The 17402-nt window shown below is 62.0% G+C and carries 16 protein-coding genes; 10 read left to right on the top strand and 6 right to left on the bottom strand.

Going from position 1 to position 17402, the window contains the following annotated elements:
• Positions 1–228 precede the first annotated feature (228 nt).
• A complete protein-coding gene (locus HMPREF1022_RS17945; RefSeq protein ID WP_147568339.1) occupies positions 229–564 on the bottom strand; it encodes a hypothetical protein in 336 nt (111 codons plus the stop codon).
• Positions 565–700: 136 nt separating this feature from the next.
• Between HMPREF1022_RS17945 and guaB the strand changes: the two genes are divergently transcribed.
• The 10 genes from guaB (at position 701) to HMPREF1022_RS04190 (ending at position 9983) form a co-directional block, all read left to right on the top strand.
• Positions 701–2158: an IMP dehydrogenase gene (gene guaB / locus HMPREF1022_RS04235; protein WP_008685699.1), complete on the top strand. Its 1458-nt coding sequence runs from the start codon at positions 701–703 to the stop codon at positions 2156–2158.
• A gap of 22 nt (positions 2159–2180) precedes the next feature.
• On the top strand, positions 2181–3725 hold the full coding sequence (gene guaA / locus HMPREF1022_RS04230) for a glutamine-hydrolyzing GMP synthase (RefSeq protein ID WP_008685700.1): 1545 nt from the start codon (positions 2181–2183) through the stop codon (positions 3723–3725).
• A gap of 9 nt (positions 3726–3734) precedes the next feature.
• A complete protein-coding gene (gene tatB / locus HMPREF1022_RS04225) occupies positions 3735–4292 on the top strand; it encodes a Sec-independent protein translocase protein TatB (protein WP_009302011.1) in 558 nt (185 codons plus the stop codon).
• A 494-nt stretch (positions 4293–4786) separates the two neighbouring features.
• On the top strand, positions 4787–5560 hold the full coding sequence (tatC, locus tag HMPREF1022_RS19150; protein WP_008685703.1) for a twin-arginine translocase subunit TatC: 774 nt from the start codon (positions 4787–4789) through the stop codon (positions 5558–5560).
• Positions 5557–6156 (top strand): imidazoleglycerol-phosphate dehydratase HisB, encoded by a 600-nt coding sequence (gene hisB / locus HMPREF1022_RS04215; protein ID WP_008685704.1) that lies wholly within the window; start codon positions 5557–5559, stop codon positions 6154–6156. Before tatC ends, hisB begins: the two co-directional genes overlap by 4 nt.
• Positions 6156–6812 carry a hypothetical protein gene (locus HMPREF1022_RS04210; RefSeq protein ID WP_008685705.1) on the top strand — a complete coding sequence of 219 codons (657 nt, stop codon included), beginning with the start codon at positions 6156–6158 and terminating at the stop codon, positions 6810–6812. The genes hisB and HMPREF1022_RS04210 overlap by 1 nt, the downstream gene beginning before the upstream one ends.
• Positions 6809–7555: a 1-(5-phosphoribosyl)-5-[(5-phosphoribosylamino)methylideneamino]imidazole-4-carboxamide isomerase gene (hisA, locus tag HMPREF1022_RS04205; RefSeq protein ID WP_009302009.1), complete on the top strand. Its 747-nt coding sequence runs from the start codon at positions 6809–6811 to the stop codon at positions 7553–7555. The genes HMPREF1022_RS04210 and hisA overlap by 4 nt, the downstream gene beginning before the upstream one ends.
• A 288-nt stretch (positions 7556–7843) precedes the next feature.
• Positions 7844–8608 (top strand): hypothetical protein, encoded by a 765-nt coding sequence (locus tag HMPREF1022_RS04200; protein ID WP_009302008.1) that lies wholly within the window; start codon positions 7844–7846, stop codon positions 8606–8608.
• Between the two features lie 593 nt (positions 8609–9201).
• Entirely contained in the window at positions 9202–9645 is a 444-nt protein-coding gene (locus HMPREF1022_RS04195) for a DMT family transporter (protein WP_008685792.1), read from the top strand.
• Entirely contained in the window at positions 9645–9983 is a 339-nt protein-coding gene (locus tag HMPREF1022_RS04190) for an SMR family transporter (RefSeq protein ID WP_009302007.1), read from the top strand. Before HMPREF1022_RS04195 ends, HMPREF1022_RS04190 begins: the two co-directional genes overlap by 1 nt.
• Before the next feature lie 464 nt (positions 9984–10447).
• Here HMPREF1022_RS04190 and lon read toward each other — a convergent pair whose 3' ends face one another.
• The 5 genes from lon to HMPREF1022_RS04165 all read right to left on the bottom strand — a co-directional run.
• Positions 10448–12892 (bottom strand): endopeptidase La, encoded by a 2445-nt coding sequence (lon, locus tag HMPREF1022_RS04185; RefSeq protein WP_008685794.1) that lies wholly within the window; start codon positions 12890–12892, stop codon positions 10448–10450.
• Positions 12893–13092: 200 nt separating this feature from the next.
• Positions 13093–14382 carry an ATP-dependent Clp protease ATP-binding subunit ClpX gene (gene clpX / locus HMPREF1022_RS04180; RefSeq protein ID WP_008685795.1) on the bottom strand — a complete coding sequence of 430 codons (1290 nt, stop codon included), beginning with the start codon at positions 14380–14382 and terminating at the stop codon, positions 13093–13095.
• 3 nt (positions 14383–14385) lie between these two features.
• Positions 14386–14994 (bottom strand): ATP-dependent Clp protease proteolytic subunit, encoded by a 609-nt coding sequence (locus tag HMPREF1022_RS04175; RefSeq protein WP_008685796.1) that lies wholly within the window; start codon positions 14992–14994, stop codon positions 14386–14388.
• Between the two features lie 211 nt (positions 14995–15205).
• The gene (tig, locus tag HMPREF1022_RS04170) at positions 15206–16570 is read right to left on the bottom strand and encodes a trigger factor (RefSeq protein ID WP_008685797.1); all 1365 of its coding nucleotides are present in this window, start codon (positions 16568–16570) and stop codon (positions 15206–15208) included.
• Between the two features lie 348 nt (positions 16571–16918).
• Positions 16919–17402: hypothetical protein (locus HMPREF1022_RS04165; RefSeq protein ID WP_009302006.1), on the bottom strand; the 484-nt coding region annotated here is incomplete at its 5' end.

Below are 17402 nucleotides of genomic sequence, written 5' to 3'. Positions count from 1 at the left end.
GAGAGAGAGAGAGAGAGAGAGAGAGAGAGAGAGCAGCCGGACAGGCGAAAGAGCGGGCGGCGTCCGCCGCGAGCACGGCACGGCCCAAGACGCCGGACACGGCGTACAGGCAGGTGCTGCGGGAGGAAATAGGCTGCTGCATAGTTATCCGCATGAATGTATCCATTTTTTTGTAAAAATTTTTATACCAGACCTCGACAAAAGGCAAGGAAAAATTCAGCCCGCCGGTTAGGCGCGCGGGCGCGGGCCATCCCGTCCGGGCAGGGCTGAAACGCGGGGCAGACGAATGAATGCCTCAATCGTCGGATATTCCTTTGCTTTCAGCAGCGTGTCTTCCTTCCTCATTCCCGCGAACGCAGCCGACGCAGTCGGCAAGTGAGCGGGGGGCTGGTTTTGCGGGAATTTTGCAAAATTGGCGATTTTTTCGTGCGGGCAAGGCAGCGGCGCGTTTTTGCGCGGAACATACTCACGTATGTGAGCAGCAAAAACGCGCCGATAACGCCGCCCGCGCGGAAAAGGCGGATTTTGCAAAATAACCGCAAAGGTACAACAAGGCTGGCGCAAGAGTATTTTTCTCTTTCGCTCTATTCATTCGATTGCCCTGATCCGGACGCGCGACCCTCATTGACAGAGGCCCCGCAAGCGGATAAGATAATTTGCTAAAGTTTATGCAATTATTTTAGCCCATTACGAGGAAGTCATGTTCACCAATCGCGGCAAGGCGCTGACCTTTGACGACATTCTGCTGATTCCCGGCTATTCCGAAGTAACCCCCGACGCCGTTGACATCACGACCTGGCTCACGCCCTCCATCCCCCTGCGCATCCCCCTGCTCTCCGCCGCCATGGACACCGTGACGGAATCGGCCATGGCAATTTCCATGGCCCGCATGGGCGGCATCGGCATCATCCACAAGAATATGCCCGTGGATCGCCAGCGCCTGGAAGTGGAACGGGTGAAAAAGAGCGAAAGCGGCATGATCCTGGACCCGGTGACCATTTCACCGCGCAATTCCGTGCAGGAAGCCCTGGATCTGATGTCCGACTTCCGAGTTTCGGGCCTGCCGGTGGTGGACGGCGAACGCCTGGTGGGCATCCTGACCAACCGCGACGTGCGCTTTGTGGAAGACGCCCAGGCCGTGCGCGTGGCCGACGTGATGACCAGCGACAAGCTGATCACCGTGCCCATGGGCACCTCCCTGGCCGAGGCCAAGCGCCATCTGCACGAGCACCGCATCGAAAAACTGCTGGTGGTGGATGAAAACAAACGCCTGCGCGGCCTCATCACCATGAAGGACATCGACAAGGTCCAGAAATATCCCAACGCCTGCAAGGACGCCAACGGCCGCCTGCGCGTGGGCGCGGCCATCGGCATCGGCAAGGATTCCGAAGCCAGGGCGGAACAGCTGCTGGAAGCCGGGGCCGACGTGCTGGTGCTGGACTCGGCCCACGGCCATTCGGTCAACGTGCTCAACGCCATCCGCCAGGTCAAGTCGAGCTTCCCCAACTGCCAGCTCATCGCGGGCAACGTGGCCACCTATGAAGGCGCGCGCGCCATTCTGGAAGCCGGGGCCGACAGCGTGAAAGTGGGCATCGGGCCCGGCTCCATCTGCACCACCCGCATCGTGGCGGGCGTGGGCGTGCCCCAGGTCACGGCGGTCACGGACGGCAGCCGCGCCGCGCGCGAAATGGACCGCTGCTGCGTGGCCGACGGCGGCATCAAGTTCTCCGGCGACATCGTCAAGGCCCTAGTGGTGGGCGCGCACTCGGTGATGATCGGCTCCCTCTTCGCCGGTACCGAGGAAAGCCCGGGCGAAACCATTCTCTACCAGGGCCGCACCTACAAGATTTATCGCGGCATGGGCTCCATCGACGCCATGAAGGAAGGCAGCTCGGACCGTTACTTCCAGGAAAAGACCAAAAAGCTGGTGCCCGAAGGCATTGTGGGCCGCGTGCCCTACCGGGGCCCGGTCATGGATGCCGTGTACCAGCTCATGGGCGGCCTGCGTTCGGGCATGGGCTATGTGGGAGCCAAGACTCTGGACGACCTTTTCCAGAATACCACCTTCTGCGAGATTTCCGCCGCCGGTCTGCGCGAAAGCCATGTGCACGACGTGGTCATCACCAAGGAAGCGCCCAACTACCGCATCGAGAACTAGCCCGCAAGGGCGAGGATGGAACATGCCGCACAGCAAAGTCATTATCATCGACTACGGCTCCCAGGTCACCCAGCTCATTGCCCGCCGCGTGCGCGAGGCCGGGGTCTATTCCGAAATCCATTCCTGTGTGACCACCGCCGCGCAGGTGGCGGAAATGCATCCCTCGGCCCTGATTCTTTCCGGCGGACCGGCCAGCGTGGGCGAAGCCGACGCCCCGGCCCTGGATCCCGGCTTTCTGGAACTGGGCGTACCGGTGCTGGGCATCTGCTACGGCATGCAGCTTCTGGCTCAGAACATGGGCGGGCAACTGGCCCAGTCCCTGACGCGGGAATACGGCCCGGCGGAACTGACCTTCAGCGCGCCCTGCGCGCTCTGGGACGGCCTGGACGCCCGGAACCCTTCCAGGGTCTGGATGAGCCACGGCGACAAGGTGCTGGCCCCGCCGCCGGGCTTCGCGGTGACGGGACGCACGCCCACCCTGGACGTGGCGGCCATGGCCGACGAAAAACGCGGAATCTACGCCGTGCAGTTCCATCCCGAAGTGCACCACAGCGTGGACGGCGAGCGCGTTCTGCAAAATTTCCTGTTCAAGGTGGCGCATATCACGCCGGACTGGACCATGTCCTCCTTTGTGGAGCGCGTGGTCAAGGAAATGGCCGAGCAGGTGGGCGACAGGCATGTGGTCTGCGCCCTGTCCGGCGGCATCGACTCCACGGTGGTGGCGGTTCTGCTGCACCGGGCCATCGGCAAGCGCCTGCATTGCATTTTTGTGGACAACGGCCTGTTGCGCCTGAACGAAGGCGAGGAAGTGGTCAATTACCTGCGCGAGCACTTTGATCTCAATCTCGATTTCGTGCAGGCCCAGGAGCTCTTCCTCTCCCGCCTCAAGGGCGTGGAAGACCCGGAGAAAAAACGCAAGATCATCGGCCACACCTTTATTGAAATCTTCGACGAGGAAGCCAAAAAACTGCCCCAGGTGGACTTTCTGGCCCAGGGCACGCTGTACCCCGACGTCATTGAATCCGTCTCGCACAAGGGCCCCAGCGCGGTGATCAAAAGCCACCACAATGTGGGCGGCCTGCCCGATACCATGAAGCTCAAGCTCATCGAACCGCTGCGCGAACTCTTCAAGGATGAAGTGCGCAAAGTGGCGGCGGAGCTGGGCATGCCCGACTCCATTGTCTGGCGGCACCCCTTCCCCGGTCCGGGGCTGGCAATCCGGGTGCTGGGCGAAATCACCGAGGAACGCCTGGGCATCCTGCGCCTGGCCGACAGGATCGTGCAGGAGGAACTGCGCGAATCCGGCTGGTACCGCAAGGTCTGGCAGGGCTTCGCGGTGCTGCTGCCGCTCAAGACCGTGGGCGTCATGGGCGACGGCCGCACCTACGAGCACGTCATCGCCCTGCGCGTGGTGGACAGCGTGGACGCCATGACCGCTGACTGGGCCCGCCTGCCCGCGGATCTCATCGCGCGCATGTCCGGCCGGATCATCAATGAGGTTAAGGGCGTCAACCGCGTGGTTTACGATGTTTCCTCCAAGCCGCCCAGCACCATTGAGTGGGAATAAGGAGGCTCTATGTTCGGCATAGGCAGCACGGAACTTCTGGTCATCCTGGTGGTGGCGCTGATTGTGCTGGGGCCCAAAAGCCTCGCCAGCATCTCGCGCACCCTGGGCAAGGCCATGGGAGAATTCCGGCGCGTTTCCACGGACTTTCAGCGCACGCTCAATGCCGAGGTAGCGCAGGAAGAGGACGAAGAGCGCCGCAAAAAGGCGGCGGAAAAAGCCGCCAAAACAGCGACCGAGGCTGAAGCGGCCAAGGCCGCCAGGCAGGAGCGCACTGCGTCCGGCGAAGGAACGCCGACGGAAGAAGCGACTGCCCCGGAAACCTCCGGCACGGAAGCCGCGACGGCTCAGGCTGAAACAAAGGCTCCCTCCGCGGCCACGGCAACCCCGGCTCCGGAAGCTTCTGAAACCGGCCCCACCATCGACGTGACGCCCGCGCCGCCGGAGCCACCGGCGGGCAGCCCTCTGGCCGAAGCCCTGGCCAGGACCAAAGCCGAAGCCGAGAGCGGAGCCGCCGCGCCCAAAGCCGACAATGCCGTTCCGGCCCCTGACAACGGCGGCAAGGCATGAGCGGCCCGGAAGACAAGCTGCGCGCCCCGGAAGCCGTAGTGGAAAGCGACGCCCCCGCTGTTCCTGCGGACGCTGCCGCCACGACTGACAGGCCCTCGGGGTCTGAAAGCGGCACGGCGGCCGTAAGCCCGGCTGAACACGCGGAAAAATCCGGCCCGGAGAACGAAACGGGCGCCGCGGATTTCGCGGATTTTGAAAGTTCCACGTTTTCCGGGCCCGAATGGCAACCCGACGCGCCCGCCACCGAAACCAATCATACGGGCGGCGCTGACGCGCCGTCTCCAGACGTGGCCGCCCAACTGGCCGCCGAGCTGGCCCATACGGCGGAGCCCAATGCCGCCGCTGCCGACGGCATGAACGGCGCGCCGCCGCTGCCGCCCTCCCCTCCCACGGACACGCCCGCCGGATCCCCCGCTGAACCGCCCGCGCCCAGGCCGGACGGCAGCCCGGTCCCGGCGGAAGGCGGAGAGGGCGAGGAAGCCGCGGGCAAACCCATGAGCCTCATGGATCATCTGGGCGAATTGCGCGTGCGCCTGGTGCGTTGCTGCATTGCCGTGGGCCTGGGCTTTCTGGCCTGCTGGGCCGTGGTGGACCCCATTTTCAACGCCTTGGTGGACCCGCTGCTGGCCGTTCTGCCCAAGGGTTCACACGCCATCTACACCACCCTGCCCGAAGGCTTTTTCACCCGCATGTACATCGCCTTCGTGGCCGGTGTCTTTGTGGCAAGCCCGGTCATTTTCTATCAGGTCTGGTCTTTTATCGCGCCCGGCCTGTATGAAGAGGAAAAACGCTACATCATCCCGGTGGCCGTGCTTTCGGCCCTGTTTTTCATGGCCGGCGGCGCGTTCTGTTATTTCGTGGTCTTTCCCTATGCCTTCAGCTTTTTTGTGAGCTTCGCCACGGAAAGCATCGTGGCCATGCCCAAGGTCAGCGATTACCTGGGCTTTGTGCTCAAACTGATTCTGGCCTTCGGCCTGATCTTTGAAATGCCGCTGTTCGCCTTTTTCCTCGCGCGCATGGGCCTGATCACCGCGACCATGATGCGCAAGGCCCGGCGTTACGCCATCCTGGCCATCTTCGTGGTGGCCGCCATCCTGACCCCGCCGGACGTGGTTTCGCAACTCCTGATGGCCTGCCCCATGCTGGTGCTCTATGAACTGAGTATTCTGGTGGCAGCCACGTTCGGACGCAAAAAGACAAAACCCGAGTCCGAGGAAAACGCCGAAAACCAGGCTGAAAGCGATGAAAAAAACGCGGAGGAAGCATGAGCGCGCACGCCCCGCGTGAAGCCGCGCAAGAGCGGCACAGCGCGGAAACCCGCATCAGCCTGAGCCTGAATCTGGACGGCGAGGGCAAGACCCGGATCCAAACCGGTTTCGGCCTGCTGGACCACATGCTGACCCTGAGCATGTTCTGGGCGGGCATGGACTTGCAGCTCTCCTGCCAGGGAGACCTGGACGTGGACGCCCACCACAGCGTGGAAGACGTGGGCCTGACCTTGGGCCGCGCCCTGCTGGAAGCCCTGGGCGACAGGGCGGGCATCGCCCGCGTGGGCTACGGCCGCGTGCCCATGGACGAGGCGCTCAGCGAAGTTACAGTGGATCTTTCCGGCCGCCCCTGGCTGGAATGGCGCGGCGACGAGCTGCTGCCGCCGGTCATGGCCGGAGAGGAAAAAGACCTCTGGCGTGAATTTTACAAAGCTCTGGCAAGCAGCGCCCGCTGCAATCTGCACATTGCCTTTTTATACGGCAAAAACGGCCACCATCTGCTGGAATCGGCCGCCAAAGGCTTGGGCCTGGCCCTGCGCCAGGCCGTGCAGCGCCAGGGCACAACCATCAGAAGCACCAAGGGAGGCCTTGATTAATGCGTACTCGCCTGCATATATCGTTGTTGATTCTGCTTTGCCTGGTCCTGGCCGTTTCCTGCGCCAGGCGGCCGCGCAGCACGGCCGAGGTGCCGCGCTCCATTTCCTCCACCTACAAAATCTCCGTGGCGCCCTTTACCCAGCCCACCAACGCCAGCCAGCTCATTGTGGGCCGCATCCCTGAAGACCAGGGCCGCATTCCCGCCGATATGCTGTCGGCTCTGGACATGAAACTGCGCGAAGTGCTGATCAGCGGCACCAAACGCCAGTATACCTTCATTGCCCGCCAGAATCTGCCGCCGGATCTGACCACCTTTCACAGTTCCGAGCAGCCCCAGGCCCTGCCCCTCTGGGTGGCCTACGGCAAAAAGCAGGGCGCGCAGTTGCTGCTGATCCCCCAGGTGCTGGACTGGCACCAGCGCGAAGGCTCCAAGGCGGGCGTTACCGAGTCGGCCCACGTGCGCGTGGAGTTCTTTTTACTCAAGGTGGACGACGGCTCGCTGATGAACCGCTCCATCTTTGAGGAAAAGCAAGTGGGCCTGACGGAAAACCTGCTCACTGTGGGTTCTTTCTTCAAGCGCCGCGGCACCTGGGTCACGGCCGAAGACCTCACCGTGGACGGCATGCGCAAAGCGGTCAAGGATCTGGGCTTATGATCATTTTCCCGGCGGTGGATATTCAGAACGGCAAGGCCGTGCGCCTCAAGCAGGGCCGCGCCCAGGACTCCACGGTTTTCGCCGAGGATCCGGTGGAGGCGGCCCGCACCTGGCAGGCGCGCGGCGCGCGCTGGCTGCATGTGGTGGACCTGGACGGCGCGTTTGACGGCGCGGCGCAGAGCCGGGCCATTGTGCAGCGCATCTGCCGGGAGCTCAGCATTCCCGTGCAACTGGGCGGCGGCATCCGCGACGAGGCCACGGCCAGCGCCTATCTGGAGGCCGGGGTGACCCGCCTGATCATCGGCACCTTGGCCTTGGAGCAGCCCGAACTGTTCGCCCGCCTCTGCCGCGCCTTTCCCGGCCGAATCGGCGTCTCGCTGGACGCCGAGGCCGGACGCCTTAAAAGCCGGGGCTGGGTGGCGGACACCGGCCTGACTGTGGACGACGTGCTGCCCCGGCTTCAGGACGACGGCGCGGCCTTCATCATCTATACGGACATTGAGCGCGACGGCATGCAGAGCGGCGTCAATCTGGCCGCCCTGAGCCATTTGGCCCATACCGCCCGCGTGCCGGTCATCGCCGCGGGCGGCGTCGCCACGCTGGAAGACGTGCGGAAACTCTATCCCCTGAGCCGCGACAGCCGTTTGGCCGGTGCCGTCAGCGGCCGCGCCCTGTACGCGGGCACGTTGCACCTGGAAGAAGCCAACGCCTGGATCGACGCCCAGGAGGCGACGGCAACCTAGAGCATTTCAACGTTGAAATGCTTTAATGCCGAACACGGTGAGGCACGCCGCGAAGACCGACCCGAGCGGGCGGCCCGTAGGGCCGTGCCGGTAGCCCAAAGGGCGTACAGGCATTGAGAGCGACGCGGCGTGGATTCCGGAAAAGCGACCGAAGGCAGCCCGAAGGGCTGTCCCTGTTGGCGACAACGGAGCCATACGGGGATCGACAGCAGCGATAATCGCGCCCTTTGACGGAACGAACCCTTTGAAACGCAAAGTCTTTCAAAGGTAATCTGCTCTGAGCCAGTTATGCGCATCTTCTTTCTGCTTCTGCAGGCATTTATTCTGATGACGCTGGGAGCGGCCGTCGCCTCCCTGCTCAACGAATTCGCCCTGCACATCGGCGGCGCGACGTCTCAGGCCCTGATTCTTTTATGCCTGCTGGCCGATGGAGGCGTGCTGTTCAGCGGCCCTTTTGTCGCGCTGGCGGCGGCCATGTTCATTTTTCTGCTGCTCTCGGGCTACCGTATGCTGCGCTGGACGCGCTGGCTCGGCGTCGCCCTTAATCTCGGGCTGATCTGGCTCGGCCTGCGCTGGGATTTCCCGCCGTTTCTGATCAGCTATTTCGCCTGCAACTGCCTTATGCTGGCACTGGTGCCGACGCGTCCGAACATGACCCTCACCCTGCGCTGGGGAGGCCTGCTCCTCGACGGCCTCTGGGGCCTTCTGGTTCTGCTCTGTCTGTTGACGGACCCGCCGGGCGCTGCGCCGCTCACTCTGGCCTGCGTGCTGCCGCTTGTGTTCCTGTTCCGGGCCAATCAGAAAGCCGCGCAACGCCTGGCTGCCGACGGCGTTTACCGTCCGGCTCTGAAAACCTTTGCCGTCACCGCCCTGATCACTCTGGCTCTTGCCCTTCTGGTGCCTTTGCTCGCCCCCTTCGCGGGCTTGAGCTGCCTCTTTTTGTTTTTCTGCATGGAAATGCACTATCTGCACCCCAATACACCTCCTTCGGATAAAAGCAGGCGCGCCTTGCTGGTCCGCCTGCTGGGACGCATGCCCGCCGTAGCGGCCTGAGCGTCGGTAAAATCCACTGGCCGGAGGATCATGCAGACGGCCTGACCGGCCAAGGCAGGGCAGACGCATCTAATTTCAGCTTTTGCTGACCTCTTGTTTGACGAGATTATCCGTCAAAACCAGCCTTTTTGGCGCTGGCGGCGTCATCTGGCGCTTTTTGCTGCTCATGTACTTGAGTACATTCCGCGCAAAAAGCACCATTTTCCTTGCCAGCGCCGAAAAATCTTAGTTTTTAGGATTCTCCCGGCACCAGCCATCCGCCTACGCTTCGCTCCGGCGGAGCAAAGGTGGCTTTACCCAACTCCGTAGCGTGTATTAACTGTTTTAAATAATTAAATTAGAAATACACTGGCCGCGTTTTTTTAGATGCGTCTGCCCTGCCGGCCAAGGGCCGCCGTCTTGCCAAAGTCCCGGCCCACGCTTATGATCTGAATATGTATGCCATCAACCTTCCCATCCGCCGCCTGTTCTGCGGCTTTCCTGAAGAGCGCTGCTGGCGCTCCCTGCTCTAAACCCGCATCTTCCATTCTCCGGCTGAAAAGGCCGCGGCCACGCGGCCCCTGTCACATCTATTTTTTTGCGGGGAATTTTATATGCTGACCACCAAACCGTTTCACTGGTATTGCCTGCTGGGAGCCATTGCTCTGGAAGTGGGCGGCACCACCGTCATGAAGCTGGCCCAGGGCTGGACCTTCGCCCATGCCGCTCTGCTGGGCCTGCTTCTCATGTGGCTGGCCATCGGCCTTTCCTATTACCTGCTGGCGCTTTCCACCACCGGCCTGCCCGTGGGCGTGGCCTTCGCCTTCTGGGAAGGCCTGGGCCTGACCCTGATCACTCTTTCCAGCGTGCTGATCCTGAACGAGGCGCTGACCTTCAAACGCGTTCTGGGCCTGATCTGCGTGCTGGCCGGGGCCCTGCTGGTGCACCACGGCACGGGCCACGGCGAAAGCCGGAAGCCGCGCCCGCATGACGCCGGGCGCAGTTCTTCCCCCGACGCTGAAAGCACGGACGCCGCGCAGAGCGCAGGGAGGCCGTGATGCACGCCCCTGCCGCCTTTTTCAATTTTTCCGTGCTGCTGGTCATCCTGGCCGCTGTTCTGGACATTCTGGCCAACCTGCTGTTGGCGCGCTCCCAGGGGTTCCACCGCCGCTGGATAGGCTTCACGGCCCTGGCTCTGGTGGGCCTGGCTTTCTACTGCCTCTCCCTGGCGGTCAAAAACATGGATCTGGCCGTGGCCTACGCCATGTGGGGCAGCTTCGGCATTCTGGGCACCTCGCTGGGCGGCTGGCTCTTCTTCAAACAGCGCCTCAAGCCCTGCGCCTTCGCCGGTATGGGCCTGCTTATCGCGGGCATGCTGCTCCTGCATCTGGGGTAAACAGCCCTCATCAACCCGCCGCCCTAGCATCTGTTTCTAAATTGTCCTTTCGCCCCCAGTCGGCGTCAGGCTCGCCCCGTGCGAAGGTCGGGTTTGAATATGCTCCCTCCGCCCTGGGCTCCGCCTTGCTTTAGCCGTTGCGACGAAGGAGCTTTAGCCGTAGGCGAACCTTGTGAGCCCCGTAACACGGCTTCGCCGTGAACGGCTTAACGTTGAAATGCTCTAGAACAGATTAACTTTGAAATTTTACAAATTTCAAAGTTGGCATTCTGGCGAAAAACGTGGTTTTCGCCAGAATCCACGCCACTTCGTGGCGGCTGCCGCCTTCGCGTCAGCAGAGCAATTTCAAAGTGAAATTGCTCTAACCCCCAAACGGCAAACGCGCCCCCGATCTCGTGATCGGGGGCGCGTCCTGTTTTCGCTTCGCGTTGCCGAGGCGAGAGCAAACAGCGCTAGAAATGCGCTTACTGCGCCGGTCGGCTTTCGCCGGTGCCGCTCTTGTCCTCGCCGTGCGCGCGCAGGGAATTGTAGATGGGCCTGGCCGTGGCCCGGCCCGAGAAGATTTCCTCCGGCGCGGCGGCCAGGGCCTGTGGCAGCACTTCGTCCACATGCTCCACAAAGACCAGTTCCAGATCCCGGAGCACCTCGTCCGGCACTTCCTTGAGGTCCTTTTCGTTGTCGCGCGGCATAATGACCTTTTTGATGCCGCTGCGCCGCGCGGCCAGCAGTTTTTCGCGCAGGCCGCCGATGGGCAGCACCCGCCCGCGCAGGGAGATTTCACCGGTCATGGCCACGTCGTTGCGCACCGGAATGCCCAACAGGGCCGAGGAGATGGAGGTCGCCAGGGTAATGCCCGCCGAGGGACCGTCCTTGGGCGTGGCTCCGGCGGGCACATGCACGTGGATATCCACCTTGCGGTGAAAGCGCGGGTCCAGGCCCAGCACTTCCGCGCGCGAACGCACATAGGACAGGGCCGCCTTGGCCGACTCGGTCATGACCTCGCCCAACTGGCCGGTGGTCACCACATGACCCGCGCCGCTCATCAGGCTGGTTTCCACCAGCAGGATTTCGCCGCCGCGCTGATTATAGGCCAGCCCGGCGCAGACGCCCACCTGGGGCTCGTCCTCGCGTTCCTCATGGCGGTATTTCTTGACGCCCAGAAAACCCTGCAGGCTCTGGCGGGATATGGACACGCACTTGTCCAGATCGTCGTCCTCCACCAGACGGATGGCTGTTTTGCGGCAGAGGGCCGCAATTTCACGCTCCAGGTTGCGCACCCCGGCCTCGCGCGTGTAGCCACGGATAATCTCCAGCAAGGCATTTTCCGATATGCGGATGTTGCCTTCCTTGAGGCCGTGCTCCTCAACCTGGCGGGGCAGCAGAAAGCTCCGGGCGATGTGCCGTTTTTCCGTCTCCAGATAGCTGGACAGCTCGATGATTTCCATGCGGTCCAGCAGGGGGACCGGAATGGTGTGCAGGGAATTGGCCGTGGTGATGAAAAAAACCTTGGACAGGTCGTATTCCAGATCCAGATAGTGGTCCATGAAGGTATTGTTCTGCTCCGGGTCCAGCACCTCCAACAGGGCCGAGGCCGGATCGCCCCGGTAATCCGAAGTCATCTTGTCCACTTCATCCAGGCAGAACAGGGGATTGTTGTATTTGACCCGCTTCAGGGACTGAATGATCTTGCCCGGCAGCGCGCCCACATAGGTGCGACGGTGGCCCCGGATTTCCGCCTCGTCGCGCACCCCGCCCAGGGAAAGGCGGATGAAATCGCGGCCCGTGGCCCGGGCCACGGATTTGGCCAGCGAGGTCTTGCCCACGCCGGGAGGACCCACAAAACAGAGAATGGGGCCTTTCAGACCGTGCGAAAGCTTCTGCACGGCCAAGTATTCCAGGATGCGCTCCTTGGGCTTTTCCAGGCCGTAGTGGTCGCCGTCCAGAATGGCGCGGGCCTTTTCAATGTCGATGTCGATGCTTTTCAGATCATTCCAGGGCAGGTCCAGAATCCAGTCCACATAATTGCGCACCACCGTGTATTCGGCGGCCGAGGGCGGCATGGCGCGCAGCTTCTTCACTTCGGCGAGCGCCTTCTGCCGGGCCTCTTCGGGCATGTCGCGGCCCTTGAGCTTCTGCTCCAGCTCGTCCACCTCGGCCTGGGGATCGTCGTCGCGCCCCATTTCCTTGTTAATGGCCTTGATCTGCTCGTTGAGGTAGTACTCGCGCTGGTTGCGCTCCATCTGGACCTTGACCCGGTTCTTGATCCGCTTTTCCACCGAGGACAGGGCCACTTCGCCCTGCAACAGCTCATAGGTGCGCTCCAGGCGCTCGGTCACGTCGGAAAGTTCCAGCGCTTCCTGCTTTTTGCGGTACTCCACCTTGAGATGGGGCAAAATCGCGTCGGCCAGCGGGCCGGGCTCATGCAGGGCCAGGATGGAAAGCACGGCTTCCTGTGAAATTTTCTTGTTGTTTTTGCCGTACTCTTCCAGGGACTCGTGGGCCGCGCGGACCAGAGCCTCTTTTTCTTCCGGGCGGCTCTGGCTTTCCTCCAGACGGCGCACCCCGGCCAGCAAGCACTGGTCGGCCTCGCGCAGATCCTGCCAGGCCGCGCGGTACAGCCCCTCAAAGAGCACCTTGATGGTGCCGTCCGGCAGGCGCAGCATCTGCAAAACCTTGCTGACCACGCCCACGGCGCACAAATCGTCAGCCTCGGGCTTTTCCAGTTCCGGCTCGCGCTGGGCCACCAGGAAAATCTGTTTGCTGTACGAGGCCTGGGCCGCCTCTATGGCTTTGATGGAGGCTTCGCGCCCCACGAAAAGCGGCATGATCGAGCGGGGGAACATGACCACTTCCCGCAAGGGCATGACCGGCAGTTCCTGGAAGGCTTCCCCACGCACTGCGTCAGACATAATTTCTCTCCCCGAAAGGCGTCAGCGGGCCGGGCCTCTTGGCCGCGGCCCACAAAAGCCAGTTTCGACATATCCGTTTGAAATGCACAGCATTTCAACGTTGAACTGCTCTGCAAGGATTTGTCTGCAAATCCTTGCCGCGAAATGCGCGTAGGTAGGCTTTGCCCGCCGTAAACGAGCATTTCAAGTGTTAAAATGTCCTAAGATGCCTTGTCCGCGGACAAACGCTCTTCTTCACTCACGGCCTCGCCGCCATCCCCATAGAGCAGGACCGGCTCCTTGCCCTTTTCGATCACAGCCCGGTTGATCAGGCACTCCTTGACGTTGGGCATGGACGGCAGCTTGAACATGATGTCCAGCATGATCTTTTCCATGACGTTGCGCAGGCCGCGCGCGCCGGTTTTGCGCTCAATGGCCCTGGCCGCAATGGCCTTGAGGGCATTGGGCGTGAAGCGCAGGGTCACATGATCCAGCTCGAAGAGCTTCTGGTACTGGCGTACCAAGGCGTTCTTGGGCTCGGTGAGAATGCGCACCAGATCCGGCTCGTCCAGTTCATCCACATGGGTGATGATGGGAATGCGGCCCACGAATTCAGGAATCAGGCCGAACTGGACCAGATCTTGCGGATGAATTTTTTCCAGCAGTTCGGCCAGGGGCGTCTCCTTGCTGCTGCGCACCTTGGCGCCGAAGCCCATGGAACCGCCGCTCATGCGCGATTCCACAATCTTGTCCAGGCCCACAAAAGCGCCGCCCACGATGAACAGGATATTGCCCGTGTTCATGCGGATGAATTCCTGCTGCGGGTGCTTGCGCCCGCCCTTGGGCGGGATGTTGGCCTCGGTGCCTTCAATGATCTTCAGCAGGGCCTGCTGCACGCCTTCGCCGGACACGTCGCGGGTAATGGAGGGGCCGTCGCCCTTGCGTGAAATCTTGTCGATTTCGTCAATGTAAATGATGCCCTTACCGGCGGCCTCCAGGTCGTAATCCGCATTCTGGAGCAGCTGGACCAGGATGTTTTCCACATCCTCGCCCACATAGCCGGCCTCGGTCAGGGTGGTGGCGTCGGCAATGGCGAAAGGCACGCGCAGCACCTTGGCAAGGGTCTTGGCCAGCAGGGTTTTGCCGCTGCCCGAGGGTCCCACCAGCAGGATGTTGCTTTTTTCCAGTTCCACGTCGTGGCCCAGGGCGTCGGCATAGAACACGCGCTTGTAGTGGTTGTGCACGGCCACGGAAAGAATTTTCTTGGCCTCGTGCTGCCCGATGACGTATTCGTCCAGCCTGTCCTTGATTTCCTGGGGCGAAAGCAGGCGTTCGCCGCTGTCCGGGCTTTCCATCTGGTCGCGGGCGATAATCTCGTTGCAAGCCTTGACGCAGTTGTCGCAGATGCTTGCGCCGTCCTGCACGATGAGGTTGCGCACCTCCAGCTCGCTGCGACCGCAGAAAGAGCAGCGCAACGGCTCGTTGACCGTGTTTTTTGTGGTATTGCCCATGGCTTATTCGCTCTTTTCCTGCGCCATCTCTCGGCGTGAGGCCAGCACGCGGTCGATGATGCCGAGTTCCTTGGCTTCTTCAGGGGTCAAAAAGTTGTCGCGCTCCGTGGCCTTGACCACGTCCTCATAGGGCCGCTTGGTGTTCTCCGCCAGCATGCGGTTGAGCCGCTCCTTGAGGCGGAGAACCTCGCGGGCGTGGATTTCGATATCCGTGGCCTGGCCCTGAAAACCGCCCGAAGGCTGGTGGATCATGATCTGACTGTTGGGGAGGGCAAAACGCATGCCCGGCTCACCGGCGGCCAGCAGAAAAGCCCCCATGCTCGCCGCCCGGCCCATGCAGACCGTGGTGACCGGCGAGGTGATGTAGCGCATGGTGTCGTAGATGGCCAGACCGGCCGTCACCGACCCGCCCGGGGAATTGATGTACAGGTTGATTTCTTTTTCCGGGTCCTGGGACTCCAGGAAAAGAAGCTGGGCGCAGATCAGCGAAGCCACGGCGTCGTTGACCTCCGAGCCCAGAAGCACAATACGGTCCTTGAGCAACCGGGAATAAATATCATAGGCCCGCTCGGAACGGCCTGTGGTTTCAATGACCATGGGAACTAAAGACATATATCCGCCTCACGGTTTCCGGCCCGCCGCAAACGCGGGCCGTGAAAACTGTAAAAGGCTGTTGACATGGCCAACAGCCCCGAAAATCAGGAGCGGGTCGCGGCTTCGCCGCGTCGCAGCGACCGATTTTCGTGCCTCTCCGCGCGGCGGCGCACGCCCGCCGCGCGGTGTTTGTCATCACGCGGAAGGCGGCCCTCAGGCCGCCTTTTCCTTACTTCGTTTCTTCCTTGGATTCGGCGGGGGCCTCCGCCGGAGTCTCGGCATCGCCGTCTCCGGTCCGGGGCTCCCTGGGTTCCACTTCCGTCACCTTGGCCTTGGCGTAGATCCGGTCCATGGCCTTGTCGGCCAACAGGCGGTCACGCAGCACAAAGATCAGGCCGGAACGCTCATAGCTCTCGCGCAGAGCCTTGAAGTCCTCGCCGCTGCGCAGGCTTTCCTGATAAATATGCGTATTGACTTCCTGGTCGGAAACCTCCAGGCCCTCTTTCTTGGCGATGGAGAGCAACAGCACCTGGATGCGCGCCAGCTCCTCGGCCTGCGGCAACATTTCCTTGCGCAGCTCCTCGGGGCTCTTGCCCAGAGATTCCAGGCCCTTGCCCTGACGTTCCAGGCGGGCCTTGAGGTCCGTCAGCAGGGTGCGCATCTGGATGTCCAGCAGGCTTTCGGGCAGGGGAAAATCCACCATCTTCAGCAGCCGGTCCAGCATGGTTTTCTGGGCCGCGCTCTTGTTCAGATTTTCGCGGCTCTGGGTATAACTGCGGGTGATGGTTTCCTTGAGCTTGTCCACATTGTCCAGGCCCAGGCTTTTGGCCAGGTCGTCATTGAGCTCGGGCAGCTTGCGTTCCTTGACCGCGTGCACCTTGACCTTCATGGTCACGGTCTTGCCGGCCAGGTCCTTGGCGATGAAGTCGTCGGGAAAACGGATTTCGCCCTCGCCTTCCTGGCCGTAGGGAATGGTTTTGACCAGAGCCTCGAAATCCTCAAGGGCCTGATGCTCGCCCAGTGCCAGATCAAAATTCTCGGCCTTGACGCCCTCCAGGGGCTGGCCGTTCTCGTAAGCGGCGAAGTCAATGCTGGCGACCTGGCCGTCCACGGCCGGACCCGCGCCGTCCACCGGCACAAGCTGGGCGCGGTCGCGCCGGATGCGCTCAATGACATCCGCCACTTCCTGCTCCTTGACCTCCACCTTTTCCTGCTCCACTTCCATGCCTTCGTAGGGGGGCAGATCAAACGTGGGCAGCACTTCAAATTCAATGCTGTAAGTATAGCCCTTGCCCCGCTCCAGAGCCTCCGCGCCGTCCACATTGATGCCGGACAGGGGCTGCACGTCCAGATTCTGCATGACCTCGTTGATATGCACGTTGATCAGATCCTGGCGGGCTTCTTCGTAAATCTTGTCGCGGAAGCGCTGTTCAATGACCGAAGCGGGCACCTTGCCCTTGCGGAAACCGTCCAGCTGCACGGAAGTTTTATACAAGGCCACGGCGCCCATGATGGCCGCTTCCACTTCCTGCGGTTCCGTGGTGATCACGATCTTTTTCTTAACCGGCGAAAGATCTTCAGCGCTGTATTCCACGTGGGGCTCCTTTCTGGTAATGGGGATGTTGGCGCAGAAATCGAGGCTTGAACCCACAGGCTTTCGGCGCCGGATCCAAACCGCCATTATTAAATAACATACTGTAATTCTTCATCACCAGCCGCAAGCCCGGAAACAGAAGCGCCTCGCGCGTCCCGAAACCGCAACCCGCAACCGGCGGCAATCGCTCTTGATACCGTAACTTACGCCAAGATTCAAGACTTCGATAAGCATCCGCAGCCATATCGTCAAGAGAAGTTCAGCCGCGGGGCGTTTGCTCTGACAGCGGGAGCCGACGCCCGCGCGGCGTCCACTTTGAAAGTGGACACAATTTCAAAGATCCTCCGTCTAGAATCTGCGGAAGGAGCGGGAGACATCCAGCCGCCCGGAAATACGCCGCAAGGCGCGCACAAGCCCGTCCTCACGTGCCGTCAATGCCAGGCGCGCGGCCAGGCGTATTGTGGCGGGCAGCAGCAGAAAGGCCAGCGCGCCCCATTGCCCGCGGCGGGTCAGATCGCTGGCGAACAGGCGGCGGAAGCCGCGCCCCATGCGCCGGAACTCCTTAAGGTAGCTGAAGATTTCCACCTTGTGGTGCCAGCTTTTGGGGTGCAGCCGCCAGCGGGTGAGCTTTTCCGGCACAAAGGCAAAGGGCGCGAGCGCGGCGAGCTGGGCCCAGACCCACCAGTCCAGCCAGCGCGGCACGGGCGTTTGCAGGGAGATACGGCGCAACAGGCCGGTTCTGGCCATGGCGCAGGAAAAGGTGGGGATTTTGTTTTCCAACAGAAAGGGGCGCACATCGCAGTGCGCCGGGGCAAGCCGGGCATGCCAGCGC

This window comes from Desulfovibrio sp. 6_1_46AFAA (genome assembly GCF_000224635.1).
Taxonomy (GTDB): Bacteria; Desulfobacterota; Desulfovibrionia; order Desulfovibrionales; family Desulfovibrionaceae; genus Desulfovibrio; species Desulfovibrio fairfieldensis.
The sequence above is the reverse complement of the archived record's forward strand: the minus strand, read 5'-3'. Positions and strand labels throughout refer to the sequence as shown.

Bases quoted from the DNA above. Each gene is read 5' to 3' on its own strand.
- guaB (WP_008685699.1), top strand. From the start codon at position 701: ATGTTCACCAATCGCGGCAAGGCGCTGACCTTTGACGACATTCTGCTG.
- guaA (WP_008685700.1), top strand. From the start codon at position 2,181: ATGCCGCACAGCAAAGTCATTATCATCGACTACGGCTCCCAGGTCACC.
- tatB (WP_009302011.1), top strand. From the start codon at position 3,735: ATGTTCGGCATAGGCAGCACGGAACTTCTGGTCATCCTGGTGGTGGCG.
- tatC (WP_008685703.1), top strand. From the start codon at position 4,787: ATGAGCCTCATGGATCATCTGGGCGAATTGCGCGTGCGCCTGGTGCGT.
- hisB (WP_008685704.1), top strand. From the start codon at position 5,557: ATGAGCGCGCACGCCCCGCGTGAAGCCGCGCAAGAGCGGCACAGCGCG.
- HMPREF1022_RS04210 (WP_008685705.1), top strand. From the start codon at position 6,156: ATGCGTACTCGCCTGCATATATCGTTGTTGATTCTGCTTTGCCTGGTC.
- hisA (WP_009302009.1), top strand. From the start codon at position 6,809: ATGATCATTTTCCCGGCGGTGGATATTCAGAACGGCAAGGCCGTGCGC.
- HMPREF1022_RS04200 (WP_009302008.1), top strand. From the start codon at position 7,844: ATGCGCATCTTCTTTCTGCTTCTGCAGGCATTTATTCTGATGACGCTG.
- HMPREF1022_RS04195 (WP_008685792.1), top strand. From the start codon at position 9,202: ATGCTGACCACCAAACCGTTTCACTGGTATTGCCTGCTGGGAGCCATT.
- HMPREF1022_RS04190 (WP_009302007.1), top strand. From the start codon at position 9,645: ATGCACGCCCCTGCCGCCTTTTTCAATTTTTCCGTGCTGCTGGTCATC.
- lon (WP_008685794.1), bottom strand. From the start codon at position 12,892: ATGTCTGACGCAGTGCGTGGGGAAGCCTTCCAGGAACTGCCGGTCATG.
- clpX (WP_008685795.1), bottom strand. From the start codon at position 14,382: ATGGGCAATACCACAAAAAACACGGTCAACGAGCCGTTGCGCTGCTCT.
- HMPREF1022_RS04175 (WP_008685796.1), bottom strand. From the start codon at position 14,994: ATGTCTTTAGTTCCCATGGTCATTGAAACCACAGGCCGTTCCGAGCGG.